The organism is Phytopseudomonas flavescens, assembly GCF_900100535.1.
GTDB classification, from domain to species: domain Bacteria; phylum Pseudomonadota; class Gammaproteobacteria; order Pseudomonadales; family Pseudomonadaceae; genus Aquipseudomonas; species Aquipseudomonas flavescens.
In genome coordinates this window covers 1-13365 of record NZ_FNDG01000024.1, presented here as the reverse complement: position 1 = coordinate 13365, position 13365 = coordinate 1, and the positions used below count along the sequence as shown (strand labels likewise).

Annotated in this window: 14 protein-coding genes and 1 tRNA gene; 8 read left to right on the top strand and 7 right to left on the bottom strand. The window is 62.3% G+C overall.

Translation table 11 applies throughout. The features are described from left to right. Positions 1–13 precede the first annotated feature (13 nt). Together BLR94_RS23215 and BLR94_RS23210 are read left to right on the top strand one after the other, a co-directional pair. Positions 14–89, top strand: a tRNA-Phe gene (locus BLR94_RS23215). A 182-nt stretch (positions 90–271) separates the two neighbouring features. Further along, positions 272–457 (top strand): hypothetical protein, encoded by a 186-nt coding sequence (locus BLR94_RS23210; RefSeq protein ID WP_084308280.1) that lies wholly within the window; start codon positions 272–274, stop codon positions 455–457. Between the two features lie 268 nt (positions 458–725). Here BLR94_RS23210 and BLR94_RS23205 read toward each other — a convergent pair whose 3' ends face one another. Genes BLR94_RS23205 through BLR94_RS23185 form a run of 5 tightly spaced genes read right to left on the bottom strand, consistent with a single transcriptional unit; the run spans position 726 to position 7230 of the window. Next, entirely contained in the window at positions 726–1100 is a 375-nt protein-coding gene (locus BLR94_RS23205) for a response regulator (protein WP_084308279.1), read from the bottom strand. Between the two features lie 56 nt (positions 1101–1156). Then, the gene (locus tag BLR94_RS23200) at positions 1157–2359 is read right to left on the bottom strand and encodes a hybrid sensor histidine kinase/response regulator (protein ID WP_084308278.1); all 1203 of its coding nucleotides are present in this window, start codon (positions 2357–2359) and stop codon (positions 1157–1159) included. Beyond that, the gene (locus BLR94_RS23195) at positions 2353–2940 is read right to left on the bottom strand and encodes a chemotaxis protein CheB (protein ID WP_084308277.1); all 588 of its coding nucleotides are present in this window, start codon (positions 2938–2940) and stop codon (positions 2353–2355) included. The genes BLR94_RS23200 and BLR94_RS23195 overlap by 7 nt, the downstream gene beginning before the upstream one ends. After that, positions 2937–3755, bottom strand: a complete 819-nt coding sequence (locus BLR94_RS23190) for a CheR family methyltransferase (protein ID WP_084308276.1) — start codon at positions 3753–3755, stop codon at positions 2937–2939. The genes BLR94_RS23195 and BLR94_RS23190 overlap by 4 nt, the downstream gene beginning before the upstream one ends. A 1-nt stretch (position 3756) precedes the next feature. After that, the gene (locus BLR94_RS23185; protein WP_084308275.1) at positions 3757–7230 is read right to left on the bottom strand and encodes a response regulator; all 3474 of its coding nucleotides are present in this window, start codon (positions 7228–7230) and stop codon (positions 3757–3759) included. Positions 7231–7583: 353 nt separating this feature from the next. Between BLR94_RS23185 and BLR94_RS23180 the strand changes: the two genes are divergently transcribed. The 6 genes from BLR94_RS23180 (at position 7584) to BLR94_RS23155 (ending at position 12549) form a co-directional block, all read left to right on the top strand. Beyond that, on the top strand, positions 7584–7979 hold the full coding sequence (locus BLR94_RS23180) for a response regulator (protein WP_084308274.1): 396 nt from the start codon (positions 7584–7586) through the stop codon (positions 7977–7979). Between the two features lie 340 nt (positions 7980–8319). Further along, complete coding sequence (locus tag BLR94_RS23175) at positions 8320–9093, top strand: ABC transporter ATP-binding protein (RefSeq protein ID WP_084308273.1); 774 nt, start codon at positions 8320–8322, stop codon at positions 9091–9093. Positions 9094–9111: 18 nt separating this feature from the next. Continuing rightward, a complete protein-coding gene (locus BLR94_RS23170) occupies positions 9112–9864 on the top strand; it encodes an ABC transporter substrate-binding protein (protein WP_042555479.1) in 753 nt (250 codons plus the stop codon). 46 nt (positions 9865–9910) lie between these two features. Then, positions 9911–10606: an ABC transporter permease gene (locus BLR94_RS23165; RefSeq protein ID WP_084308272.1), complete on the top strand. Its 696-nt coding sequence runs from the start codon at positions 9911–9913 to the stop codon at positions 10604–10606. Beyond that, positions 10603–11292 (top strand): ABC transporter permease, encoded by a 690-nt coding sequence (locus BLR94_RS23160; RefSeq protein WP_084308271.1) that lies wholly within the window; start codon positions 10603–10605, stop codon positions 11290–11292. The genes BLR94_RS23165 and BLR94_RS23160 overlap by 4 nt, the downstream gene beginning before the upstream one ends. Positions 11293–11319: 27 nt before the next feature. Further along, on the top strand, positions 11320–12549 hold the full coding sequence (locus tag BLR94_RS23155) for a methyltransferase (protein WP_084308270.1): 1230 nt from the start codon (positions 11320–11322) through the stop codon (positions 12547–12549). Positions 12550–12579: 30 nt separating this feature from the next. Here BLR94_RS23155 and BLR94_RS27345 read toward each other — a convergent pair whose 3' ends face one another. Together BLR94_RS27345 and BLR94_RS23150 are read right to left on the bottom strand one after the other, a co-directional pair. Further along, complete coding sequence (locus BLR94_RS27345; protein WP_139207497.1) at positions 12580–12915, bottom strand: hypothetical protein; 336 nt, start codon at positions 12913–12915, stop codon at positions 12580–12582. Between the two features lie 142 nt (positions 12916–13057). Next, positions 13058–13365 (bottom strand): IS3 family transposase (locus tag BLR94_RS23150; protein ID WP_139207451.1); only part of this gene is annotated, 308 nt, incomplete at its 5' end.

Below are 13365 nucleotides of genomic sequence, written 5' to 3'. Positions count from 1 at the left end.
AATACGCCCCGTTGCCCAGGTAGCTCAGTCGGTAGAGCAGGGGATTGAAAATCCCCGTGTCGGCGGTTCGATTCCGTCCCTGGGCACCACCTTTCTTCTCAGGTGGTGCCAGCATCACATGAGAAAATGGAAAACCGGCCTTGGCCGGTTTTTTATTGCCCGCGAAAAAGTACCGTCCAGCCGACAGCCTGAACACGCCTGCGCAACGCCTCCTCCAAATGCACAGACCTCGCGCCTTTCATGCCGAGCCTTAACGCAGCCGGAGCCAGCCATGCATGTCCAAATTGCCTTGAATGCCGCCAACGATCCAAAGCAACCACCCGCCGACCCGCACGAGACGCCGATCAACGATCCGGGTAATGAAGACCCGGGCTCCATCGTCGATGACCCGGATAGCCCGTTCAGCCCGCAGCGGCCCATCGAGGAACCCGGGAAGCCGGCTCCGGAAAAGCGCTGAACGACACACGGCCCGGGTTGAGCGAAGCAATACCCGGAGTCGCATTTATATATGGAAGGGTACGGGCATTCGTTGGAATGCCTGATGGGTTGCGGCGCGCGAAGATGTGCACAGGACATCAGATCGAGGAGCGCCTTCACCCATCCTACGGGCTATCAGGCCACCCTGAGATGGGTTTGCGAGAGCGGGCGGGGACGCCTGGTCCATGCCCGCGAATTCACGGTATGGCCCGCTCCCACATTGGATGGACGCGTGGCCGTCTCGCCCCTCAATCAAGCAGATGGTCGATCTGTGCACTCAGGGTTTCGAGGGTGAACGGCTTGCTCAGCAGAGGAGCGGAGTCGAGCAGCGCACTACCGGTTTCGCGGACTTCGGCGGGGTGGCCGCTGATGAAGATCACCTTGAGTTCCGGGCGCAGCAGCAAGGCCGGTTCGGCGATGCGCACGCCGGACACTCCGCCGGTGAGGCGAAAGTCGGTGATCAACAGGTCGAGGTGCGGCTTGGTGGCGAGGATGGCGAAGGCACCGGTGGCGCAGTCGGCCTGCAACACGCTGTAGCCCTCGCCCTGCAGGTATTCAACCAGCAGCATGAGCAGGAGCGGATCGTCCTCGACGATCAGTACGGTTCGCGTGGGTTGCATCATTGCCCTGCTCCTGGCTTTTTTCATTCCTTCGCTTCGACCTTGCCGGTGCAGCGAGTTCAACCTATATCTGCACGCTTGCTCCGGGGCAGCCACAGGCTGAACAGCGAGCCCTGGCCCAGGCTGCTGTGTACTTCGATATGTCCACCATGGGCCTTGACGATCTGGTCGGAGATGAACAGCCCCAGCCCCAGCCCTGCCACTGCCTCGCTGCTCACGGCACGCTCGAACTGCTGGAAGATGCGCCGCTGGTTTTCCACGGAGATGCCGATGCCGTGGTCGCGGACCTCGATACGCACGCCACCTTCGTCGGAGCGCGCCCGTACTTCGATGGGACGTCCCGAGCCGTAGCGCAGGGCGTTGCTGAGCAGGTTGCTGATCACCTGTTCGATCCTGAACTGATCCCAGCTGCCGCGCAGCACTTCGTCGCTGTCGAGCTGCAGGTCGCAGCCTGCCACGGCCATCTGCTGGGCAAAGTTCTCGGCGACGTTGCGCACGGTCTGCCCGAGATCGAACTCCACCGGGCGGATCGACAGCTTGCCGGTGCGAATGCGCGACACGTCGAGCATGTCTTCGATGAGACGGATCAGGCTGTGGATCTGCCGCTCATCGCGGTCGAACATGGCGCCAAGCTTGTCTTCGCTGAACGCGGTCATATTGCCTTTGGCCAGGTGCATCTTGCGCAGCTGGGTGTCCAGGCTCAGGCCGTTGAGCGGTGTGCGCAACTCGTGGGAGACGATGGACATGAAGTCGTCACGCATGCGTACCGCATGCTGCAGCTCGCTCTGGGTAGAGCGCAGCTCGGCAAGCAGGGCGTCCTGCTCCTCGCGAGAGCGTTTCAGGGCATCCAGCTGCTGCGCCATGACCTTGCGCTGGCGATAGAGATCGACGAACACCGCCACCTTGCTTTGCACCGCCTGGATATCCAGGGGTTTGTAGAGGAAGTCGACGGCACCGCTCTCGTAGCCTTTGAACGCGTAGTTCATTTCCCGCCCCGCCGCACTGACGAAGACGATGGGGATGTGCTTGGTCTTTTCCGTGCCGCGCATCAGCTCGGCCAGCTCGAAACCGTTCATGCCGGGCATCTGTACATCGAGGATGGCCAGAGCAAACTCATGCTCGAGCAACAATACCAGTGCGTCATCGGCGCACTGGGCCTGGAACACCTCACGGTCTTCTCGGCGAATCAGCGCGTCCAGTGCCAGCAGGTTTTCCGGCAGGTCATCGACGATCAGCAGTTTGCATCCGGTGCTACTCAGCATGGGCGAGAGTCCAGTTCGGCTAACAACGCGAGAATCCCTCGCAAAGAAAGAAGGTAATCGGGGCGATGCAGCGCCAGAGCCGCTTCGGGCATGGTTGGAACCTGCGCCTCCTGCGGATCCTGCACCACGGTCACACCACCCCGCTGCTTTATTGTGTTTAGGCCGGCGGCACCATCCTGGTTGGCGCCGGTCAGCAATACGCCCATCACATTGGCGCCATAGGTATCGGCGGCCGACTCGAACAGGTAATCGATCGAGGGACGCGAGTAGTGACGCGGCTCGTCGCGGCTGTAGGAGAAACGCCGGTCGGATTCGATGCACAGGTGGTATCCCGGTGCTGAAAAGTATAGCGTTCCCGGCTGTAACGCCTCCTTGTCCTGCGCCTCCTTCACCCGCAGGGCCAGGCGCCTGGCGAACAGGTCGGGCAGCAGGCTGTCGCGGCCGTCGGGCAGGTGCAGCACGACCACCAGGGGCAACCCGTAATTGGCCGGCAACCCCTCGAACAGGGTCAACAGCGCCTCGACGCCGCCTGCCGACGCGCCGATCACCACCGCTTCGAGCACCCGTGGCCGCGCGCTCATAGCTTGCGAAACACCCGTTGCTGCCGATTCAGCGCCTCGAAATGCCCGGCATACGCGGAGAAATCCAGGCTTTCCTTGCTGCCCAGACCGAGGAAGGCGCGGTGTCCCAGGGACTCGTGGAACAACCCGAAGGCGCGGTCCTGCAGGGCCTTGTTGAAGTAGATCAATACGTTTCGACAGGAGATGAACTGGGTCTCCGAGAACACGCTGTCGGTCGCCAGGCTGTGGTCGGCGAAAGTCACGTTTGCACACAGGAAGCGCTCGAACAGCGCGCCGTCGTAGGCGACCGTATAGTAGTCGGAGAGCGAACCCTTGCCGCCCGAGCGCTGGTAGTTCTCGCTGTACAGACGCATGCTGTCGACCGGAAAGATGCCCCGCTTGGCCTTTTCCAGCGAGTGGGGATTGATGTCGGTGGCATAGATGATCGAGCGCTCCAGCAGCCCTTCCTCGTGCAGCAGGATGGCCAGCGAATACACTTCCTCGCCGGTGCTGCAACCCGCGACCCACAGTTTCAGGGACGGGTAGGTGCGCAGGAAGGGCACCACCTCCTGACGCAGCGCCAGGAAGTAGCTCGGGTCGCGGAACATCTCGCTGACCGGAATGGTGAGAAACTGCAGCAACTGCATGAACGCGGTCGAGTCATGGATGATCCGCGCCTGCAGCTCGGAAATGCTCGCGCAGTCGAACTGGTGCATGGCATGCACGATCCGCCGCTTCAGCGAAGAGCCGGAATAGTCGCGAAAATCGTAGCTGTACTGCAGGTAGATCGCCTCGATCAGCAAACGTAGTTCGATATCCTGCGTACGGTCGGACATCTCAGATGCGCTCCAGCTTCGGCAACCAGACGCGGATCAGCGAGAACAGGCGATCCAGATCGATGGGCTTGGCCAGGTAATCGTTGGCACCGGCTTTCATGCACAGATCCTGGTCGTCCTTCATCGCCTTGGCGGTTACCGCGATGATCGGCAGCTTGCGCCAGCGCGGATTCTCGCGGATGCGGCGGGTGGCTTCGTAACCGTCCATTTCCGGCATCATCACGTCCATCAGCAGCAGGTCGATATCGCCCACGGCCTCGAGCTTGTCGATGGCCTCGCGACCATTGCGCGCCACTTCGACCTGGGCGCCCTTCTGCTCCAGCGCACTGGTGAGGGCAAAAATGTTGCGCACGTCGTCGTCGACCACCAGGATGCGCCGTCCTTCGAACACCCGGTCACGGCTGCGTGCGGTCTTGAGCATGCTCTGCCGCTCGCTGGACAGCTCCGATTCGACCATGTGCAGGAACAGGGTGACCTCGTCGAGAAGGCGCTCCGGCGAGCGGGCCCCCTTGATGATGATCGAGCGCGAATACTTGAGCAGCTCGGCCTCTTCGGCACGGGTCAGGTTGCGCCCGGTATAGACGATCACCGGCGGGAAGCTGCGAATGTTCTCGCTGCCCATGCGCGACAGCAGCTCGTCGCCCTGCATGTCCGGCAGTTTGAGGTCGATGATCATGCAATCGAAGATATGGTGACGCAGTTGCTCCAGCGCCTGCTCGCCGAATTCGACCGCGACGATTTCTATGTCGTCATCGCCGATCAGACGGGCGATGCTGTCACGCTGCAGCTTGTCGTCCTCGACCACCAGCACGCGTCTCATCTTCTGGGTCAGACGGGCCTCGAGCTTGCTGAACACGCCCTTGAGCTGGTCGCGGGTGGCGGGTTTCAACGCGTAACCGACGGCGCCCATGTGCAGCGCGGCCTCGGCCATGTCCTCGACGGAAATCACATGCACCGGAATGTGCCGGGTGCCAGGATTTTCCTTGAGGCGCTGCAGCACAGACAGGCCGGAAATATCCGGCAGGCGCATGTCCAGCAGGATGGCGTCGGGGTGATGGGTGGTCGCCAGGTTCAGGCCATCTTCCGCACAGTGGGCGACCAGGCAGCGGTAATCCAGCTCGTGGGCCAGGTCGTAGAGGATGTGGGCGAACTGCGGCTCGTCCTCGATGACCAGCACGCTGCGGCCGCCCAGCACCGACATGCCCCGGTCGTCCGGGAAGCTAGGAATGGTGTTTTCCGCGACGACATGCTTGACCGGCTCGGGCGCACGTGGCGTGAAACTGCGGGCAACCACGGCTAGCTCGGCTGGCGCCGCTTCGTCTTCCTGTTCCAGCGGCGAATAGCTTAGTGGCAACACCAGGGTGAATACGCTGCCCTCGTCCGGCACGCTGGAAACGCTGATCGAGCCGCCCAGCAGCACGGCCAGGTCACGGGAGATCGACAGGCCCAGACCGGTGCCGCCGAAGCGCCGGTTGGTGGTGCCATCGGCCTGGCGGAAGGCCTCGAAGATGTACGCCTGCTGATCGGCCTGGATGCCGATGCCGCTGTCGCGCACCGCGAAGGCCACGCCTTCGTCGACCCGGCTGACGCTCAGGCTGACCGACCCTTGCTCGGTGAATTTGATGGCGTTGGAGAGCAGATTCTTGAGGATCTGCTCGACGCGCAGACGGTCGGTGTACAGCGAACGCGGCACGTCTTCGGCGACCTGCACGTTGAAACCCAGGTGCTTCTCGCCGGCCAGCGGCTGGAAGGTGCTCTCCAGGCTTTCGGCGAGGCGCACCACGTTGGCGTTCTCAGGGCGCAGGTCGAGCTTGCCGGCCTCGACCTTGGAGATGTCGAGGATGTCGTTGATCAGGTTGAGCAGGTCGTTGCCGGCCGAATAGATGGAGTCGGCGAACTTGACCTGCTCGGCGTCCAGATTGCCCTTGGGGTTGTCGGACAGCAGCTTGGCCAGGATCAGCGAACTGTTCAGCGGCGTGCGCAGCTCATGGGACATGTTGGCGAGGAATTCGGACTTGTAGCGGCTGGCACGCTGCAGCTCTTCGGCGCGTTCCTGCAACTGCTCCTGGGCAATACGCAGGGCACTGTTGCGGTCGTCCAGGGCATCGCGCTGCGAGGACAACTGCTCGTTGGTCTGCTCCAGCTCCGCCTGCTGGGTTTCGAGGTGCGCCTGGGACTCCTTGAGTGCGCGCGACTGCTCTTCCAGCTCTTCGTTGGCGGTCTTCAGTTCTTCCTGCTGCACCTGCAGTTCTTCGTTGAGCTGCTGGGTTTCGGCGAGGATTTCCTGCAACCGGTTACGATAGCGGGCCGCTTCGACCGAGGCGCCGACGCTGGGGGCGATCTGCTGGAGAAACTCGCCATCGCGCTCGGTCAACGGACGCAGGAAACCCAGCTCGATCACGCCATTGACCTCGCCATCGTTGTCGATGGGCAGCAGTGCGACGGTCAGCGGGTCGCCATGGCCCAGCCCCGAGCTGACCTTGAGGTAATCGACAGGCAACTGATCGAGCGTCAGCAGGCGGCGGCCCTGGGCCACCTGGCCGACCAGACCTTCGGCGCTGTAGAAGGATTGCTCGGCGTTTTCCTGCTCGCGGGAGAAGCCGTAGGAGGCGACACGAAGCAGGCCGCCGTGCTCCTCGCGCACATAGAGGGCACCCACCGCAGCCCCCAGATGGCCAGCGAGAAACTCCAGCACGTTGCGCCCCAGCACCGGCAGTGCCAACTGTCCGATCAGCCGCTCGGACATCTCGGTCTGGCCGTTGCGCAGCCAGGCCTGAGCCTGCAGACGTTCGTTGTGTTCGTCCTGCTTCCTGAGGATGGCACCGTAGGTATTGGTCAGGCTCAACAGTTCACGACGGCCGAACAGCGCCAGCGAGCCGCTGAACAGCAGGGTGAAGAGCAGAAACAGGCCGATGGTCACGGTGGCCGTGGTAGTGGCGGCGTCGTTGCGCTCCTTGCGCAGGCGCTGTTCGTGGCCGATGAACTCGGCGTATTCCGCGCGAATCGCGTCGGTCAATTGCTTGCCTCGGCCATCGCGGACCGGATCGAGGAAATTGCCACCGTCGCGCTTGGCAGTGATCGCCGCCTGCGCGAACAGGTTCCACTCGTCCTGCAGGGCCGCGATGGTACGCAGGCGGTCGACCTGCGCCGGGTTATCCGCCACCAGATCGGCGAGCACGCCCATCTCCGCCTTGATCCGCGGCCTGGCGACTTCGAAGGGCTGCAGGAAGCGCACATCGCCAGACAGCAGATAACCGCGGAAACCGGTTTCCTGGTCGATCGACAGCTTCAAGCCTTCATTGGCGTTATTGAGCACCCGGTCGGTGTGCTGCACCCAGCCGAGCACGTTGAGCAGGTAGCCGATCAGCACCACGAAGAAGATCGCGCTGGCAACGCCAACGCCAAGCGGCAAGGCGACGTTGCGCCTGAGAATCCGCTTGAAGCTGTTCTCATCGATCGGAGAGCTGTTGGTCATCGAAAATTCCTGGCCGCGATGGGCTGATGCAGGGAGCTGCACGGTTGTCTTGGGAAGGCGCGATGGTAATGCGCCAGCTGAACTTAATCCAACGCCCGGCGCTCAACGGCCCGCGCGCTTGGACAGGCTGCGGGCAGGCAGGGTTCGACTTATCTTCCGCGCCCCTGGCTGGCGCCAGTGCTGGCACGCCACCGCGCCAGGGCGGTACTTTCAGCCCAGCGGCACGCCCACGGTGCAGATCAAATAGCTGATTCGTGCCATGCTAGCCGGGCTGCCGCGCAACCGCTGCCAAGGCCCGATCGACAACGAGCCAGACGCTGTGCGGTTTCATCATCCCTTACAGAGGTAACGCTGTGTCCGACCAAGCTCCCCACGCACCGCATACCGGCCAGCGCATCCTGCTGGTGGAAGATTCCGATGTGGTGCGCATGCTCACCGTGGAAGTGCTCGAAGAACTCGATTACCGCGTGAGTGAAGCCAGCGAGGCGCAACAAGCCCTGGACATACTGCGTAGCAATGAACCCATCGACCTGCTGATGACCGATATCGGCCTGCCCGGCATGAACGGCCAGGAGCTCGCCGTCGCGGCGCGCCAACTGCGCCCTGAGCTGAAGGTGCTGTTCGCCAGCGGCTACGCGGAAAGCGTGGAGATCGACGAGGGCGAACCCGCCACCCGCACCGACATCATTGGCAAACCCTTTTCCCTGGATGCCCTGCGCGACAAGGTGCAGGGCATGCTCGGCAACTGACTCTACAGCCCGCGAATCGGCAAAACCACCTGCTGGCACTGGAATTGCGAAGCGGATGTGGGTAGGGTTCGCGTCTTTTTTGAACATGCAACCTGCCTCCCCTGCTTACAGGCGCCCCGCTCCCATCGCTGGCGGCCGGGGTCGGCGCCGCCGGGGAGCGGCTTGCGCGCATTTTTGCGGCGCGGCGACAACCCGCTGCACTGATGCGACACCCCCCGTGAACGCAGCGGCAGCGGGCCGGCAGTACCCTTGGCGACCCCAGGGGCCTATGCTAGGTTTGCAGCCCACAGCCCTGCCATACCCGGATCCCGATCCGCACAAGAACCAAGAGGACTGCTCGATGGCCGAGGCCCCGCCCGCGCTGGAAATCCGCAATCTGCACAAACGCTATGGCGACCTCGACGTGCTCAAGGGCGTTTCCCTTACCGCACGCGATGGTGACGTGATTTCCATCCTTGGCTCGTCCGGCTCGGGCAAGTCCACCTTCCTGCGCTGCATAAACCTGCTGGAGAACCCTCATCAGGGCCAGATCATCGTGGCCGGTGAAGAACTCAAGCTGAAGAGCCAGAAGAATGGCGAACTCATCGCCGCCGACAGCCGACAGATCAATCGCCTGCGCAGCGAAATCGGCTTCGTGTTCCAGAACTTCAACCTGTGGCCGCACATGACCGTGCTGGACAACATCATCGAAGCGCCGCGCCGCGTGCTCGGCAAGAGCAAGGCCGAAGCCACCGAGATCGCCGAAGCGCTGCTGGCCAAGGTCGGCATCACCGACAAGCGCCATGCCTACCCCAACCAGCTTTCCGGCGGCCAGCAGCAACGCGCGGCCATCGCTCGCACCCTGGCCATGCAGCCGAAGGTGATCCTGTTCGACGAACCGACTTCGGCGCTCGACCCGGAAATGGTACAAGAAGTGCTTAATGTGATCCGCGCGCTCGCCGACGAAGGTCGCACCATGCTGCTGGTGACCCACGAGATGAACTTCGCCCGCCAGGTTTCCAGTGAAGTGGTTTTCCTGCATCAGGGCGTGGTGGAGGAACAGGGGTCGCCGCAGCAGGTGTTCGACAACCCCGTATCGGCGCGTTGCAAACAATTCATGTCCAGCAATCGTTAAAACACGGAGCAATCACGCATGCATAGCTATAAGAAGATTCTGCTGGCAGCTGCCGCCACCCTGGCTTTCGGCACCAGTGCCGTCGCTGCCGACAAACTGAAGATCGGTACCGAAGGCGCCTACCCGCCCTTCAACCTCATCGACGCCAGCGGCCAGGTCGGCGGCTTCGACGTGGAAATCGCCCAGGCCCTGTGCGCCAAGATGAAGGCCGAGTGCGAAGTGGTCACCTCCGACTGGGACGGCATCATCCCGGCACTGAACGCCAAGAAGTTCGACTTCCTGGTCGCTTCCATGTCGATCACCGAAGAGCGCCAGCAAGCGGTCGATTTCACCGACCCGTACTACACCAACAAGCTGCAGTTCATCGCGCCCAAGAGCAGTGACTTCAAGAGCGACAAAGCCAGCCTGAAAGGCAAGGTCATCGGTGCCCAGCGCGCGACCATCGCCGGTACCTGGCTGGAAGACAACCTCGATGGCGTGGTCGACATCAAGCTCTACGACACCCAGGAGAACGCCTACCTCGATCTGGCCTCCGGCCGCGTCGACGGTGTGCTGGCCGACACCTTCGTGAACTGGGAATGGCTCAAGAGCGACGCTGGCAAGGACTTCGAATTCAAGGGCGACCCGGTATTCGACAACGACAAGATCGGTATCGCCGTGCGCAAGGGCGATGCCCTGCGCGAGCGTCTGAACAAGGCCCTGGCCGAAGTCGTCGCCGACGGTACCTACAAGAAGATCAACGACAAGTACTTCCCCTTCAGCATCTACTAAGCAGCCTGCCCGCGTTGCCCATGGCGGCGCGGGCGCTTGAGTTTCCATGAATTTCGACCTTTCCGGATTCGGCCCGGCCCTGGCCGCCGGCACCCTGATGACCATCAAGCTGGCGCTCAGCGCACTGTGCCTTGGTCTGGTGCTCGGCCTGCTCGGCGCCTTCGCCAAGACCTCGCCCTACAAACCACTGCAGTGGCTTGGCGGCACCTATTCGACCATCGTGCGCGGCGTGCCCGAGCTGCTGTGGGTGATGCTCATCTATTTCAGCACGGTGAACGTACTGCGCGAACTGGGCGAAACGCTGGGTGTCGGCAGCCTCGAGCTGAGCCCTTTCGCAGCGGGTGTGATCGCCCTTGGCCTGTGCTTCGGCGCCTACGCCACCGAAGTGTTGCGCGGCGCCATCCTGGCGATTCCCAAGGGCCACCGTGAGGCCGGCCAGGCCCTGGGCCTGTCCAAGGTGCGTATCATCTGGCGGGTGATCATGCCGCAGATGTGGCGTATCGCGATGCCAGGCCTGGGCAACCTGTTCATGATCCTGATGAAGGACACCGCGCTGGTTTCGGTGATCGGCCTGACCGAAATCATGCGCCAGGCGCAGATCGCCGTTACCGCGACCAAGCAAGCCATGACCTTCTACCTGGTCGCCGCCATCATCTACCTGAGCCTGACCATCCTCTCCATGATCGGCCTGCACCTGCTCGAGAAGAGAGCCTCGCGCGGCTTCGCAAGGAGCACGCAATGAATTGGGAACTGATCCTCAAGTATTTGCCGAAAATGGCCGAAGGGGCGCTGCTGACCCTCGAGTTGCTAGCCGTCGCGGTGGTGGCCGGCCTGATCCTGGCGCTGCCGATGGGTATCGCCCGCGCCTCGCGCCACTGGTACGTGCGCGCCCTGCCCTACAGCTATATCTTCTTCTTCCGTGGTACGCCGATGCTGGTGCAGCTGTTCCTGGTCTACTATGGCCTGGCGCAGTTCGAGGCCGTTCGCCAGGGCCCGCTGTGGCCCTACCTGCGTGACCCGTACTGGTGCGCGGTGATCACCATGACCTTGCACACCACCGCCTATATCGCCGAGATCCTGCGCGGTGCGATCCAGGCAGTACCACCGGGCGAGATCGACGCCGCACGGGCGCTGGGCATGTCGCGGGCGCAGTCGATGCTGCACATCATCCTGCCGCGCGCCGCGCGAATCGGCCTGCCGGCGTACAGCAACGAAGTGATCCTGATGCTCAAGGCCAGTGCGCTGGCCAGCACCGTCACCCTGCTCGACCTCACCGGCATGGCCCGCACGCTGAACGCGCGCACCTATGTGAACATGGAGTTCTTCTTCACCGCCGCCGTGTTCTATCTGGTGATCACCTTCGTGCTGATCAACGCCTTCAAACTGCTGGAGCGCTGGCTGCGCGTCGACGCCTGCCAGGGCCGCTGAAGTGACGGGGCTGGTGCCCCCCTCGTCATGAACCAACCTCAACCTCTCCAGCCACTCAGTGGCGACGCCCTGCTCCAGCGCTTCCAGGCGCTGGACGCCTTTCTCTGCGCGCACCAGGCATTGTGGAGGCCACGCCCCTTCACTCACCGGACGCTGGCCTGGGAAACAGGCTACCCCGAGCTGGGAGGCTGGCTGCGCGGTCGTACCCTTGAACAGGCCGAAGCCGCCCACACTCAACCGACCGCACTGCAGGCCGCACCGGCACCCTTTGCAGAGCTGGCCGCCCAGGCGGCACTGCTGAACGAAATGGGCGACCTGCCCCAGCAGGCGCCTCACGCGCTGCCGTCACGCTTTTCGGTGGACGTACCAGGCCGCAAATGGCAGCAGATACGCGCCTTCAGCGACAGCCTGCAGTTCCAGCGCACGCCCCGGCACTGGCTGGACTGGTGCGCCGGCAAAGGCCACCTGGGCCGCGTGCTGGCCCATGACGGTTCGTTCCTGACCTGCCTGGAGCACGATCCCGCGCTGGTGACCAGCGGCAGCGAGCTGAGTCAGCGCCTGGGGATAACTGCACAACACATCGAACAGGACGTGCTCGCCGGCACCGCCAGCAAACGGGTGCTCGCCACCCATACCCCCGTCGCCCTGCATGCCTGCGGCGACCTGCACGTGCGCCTGATGCAGTTGGCCAGCGCGGCAGGCTGCCAGCAACTGGCGATCGCTCCGTGCTGCTACAACCGCACTGCAGCGAGCAGCTACCGAGCGTTATCCACAGCAGCCCAGAACTCGCCTCTCGACCTGTCGCTGGACGACCTGGCCCTGCCCATGAGCGAAACCGTCACCGCCGGCAACCGAGTGCGCCAGCAACGCGATCAGTCCATGGCCCGGCGCCTGGCCTTCGACCTGCTGCAACGGGAATTGCGTGGCGTGGACGACTATCTGCCCACCCCATCACTGCCACCCGCCTGGCTGAAGAAAAGCTTCGCCACCTACTGCCACGACCTGGCAGAACTGAAAGGACTGCCGACACCCGAAGAGCACGATTGGCAGCGTCTCGAAGCAGCCGGCTGGCAGCGCCTGGCCGAAGTGCGCAATCTGGAATTGCTGCGCGGCCTGTTCCGTCGCCCACTGGAGCTCTGGCTGGTGCTCGACCGCGCGCTGTACCTGCAGGAACAGGGCTACAGGGTGCGCCTCGGCCAGTTCTGCCCGGCGCACCTCACGCCACGCAACCTGCTACTGCTCGCCGAACGCGCCTGAGTTGCGCACACAATCTGTGGATAACTCTGTTCACAGATTCTGAGCAACAACCGCCAAGCCCCCTCCAGCAAGGCTCAATTCAAGCTGATCGTTTTTTGAACAGCCAGAAAAACCATATAAAACAGTTGCTTGCAAAATAGCTGAAACGCTGCGCAGGAAACTTCGAAAACGATCTATCCGGCCCGCATTTGTGCATAAGCCGCGCCAGAGCGCCTGAAAAAGAGCAGCGAAAAACCTGCCGCAAGCGGCATTACTCGAGCGAACCAATGGATATGAAAATGGCACCTCAGCAGGGAGTAATTCCGCCCCGGTCAAAACGAAACTCGAATAACCGACTCGCCACCACTTGAGACATGAATGCTTCATTAACGTTAATCTGCACTACTCATGCTTCATCAACGTCTAAATGAAGCATGTAAAATTCACACCCAAAAAATGAACGACAGAAGCTTCATTTAAAATAGGTGAAGCATGGATGTTTCAAGGATGTTGAATCGCCCCGGCTTTCCTAGACACTTTCCAAGCTCTGGAAATAGCGCTTTTCAAAATCCACTGGCGATAGCTGCATAGCGCTGCTGTGCCGGCGTTTAGGGTTATAAAACATCTCGATGTAATCGAACACATCAGCGCGTGCTTCTTCACGAGTGCCGTAGGTTTTCCGCCTGATGCGTTCGCGCTTCAGCAGTTGGAAAAAGCTCTCTGCCACGGCGTTGTCGTGACAGTTACCGCGCCGGCTCATGCTACTGATTAGGTTGTTGGCCTTGAGGAAACTTTGCCAGTCCAGGCTGCTGAACTGGCTGCCCTGGTCTGAGTGGA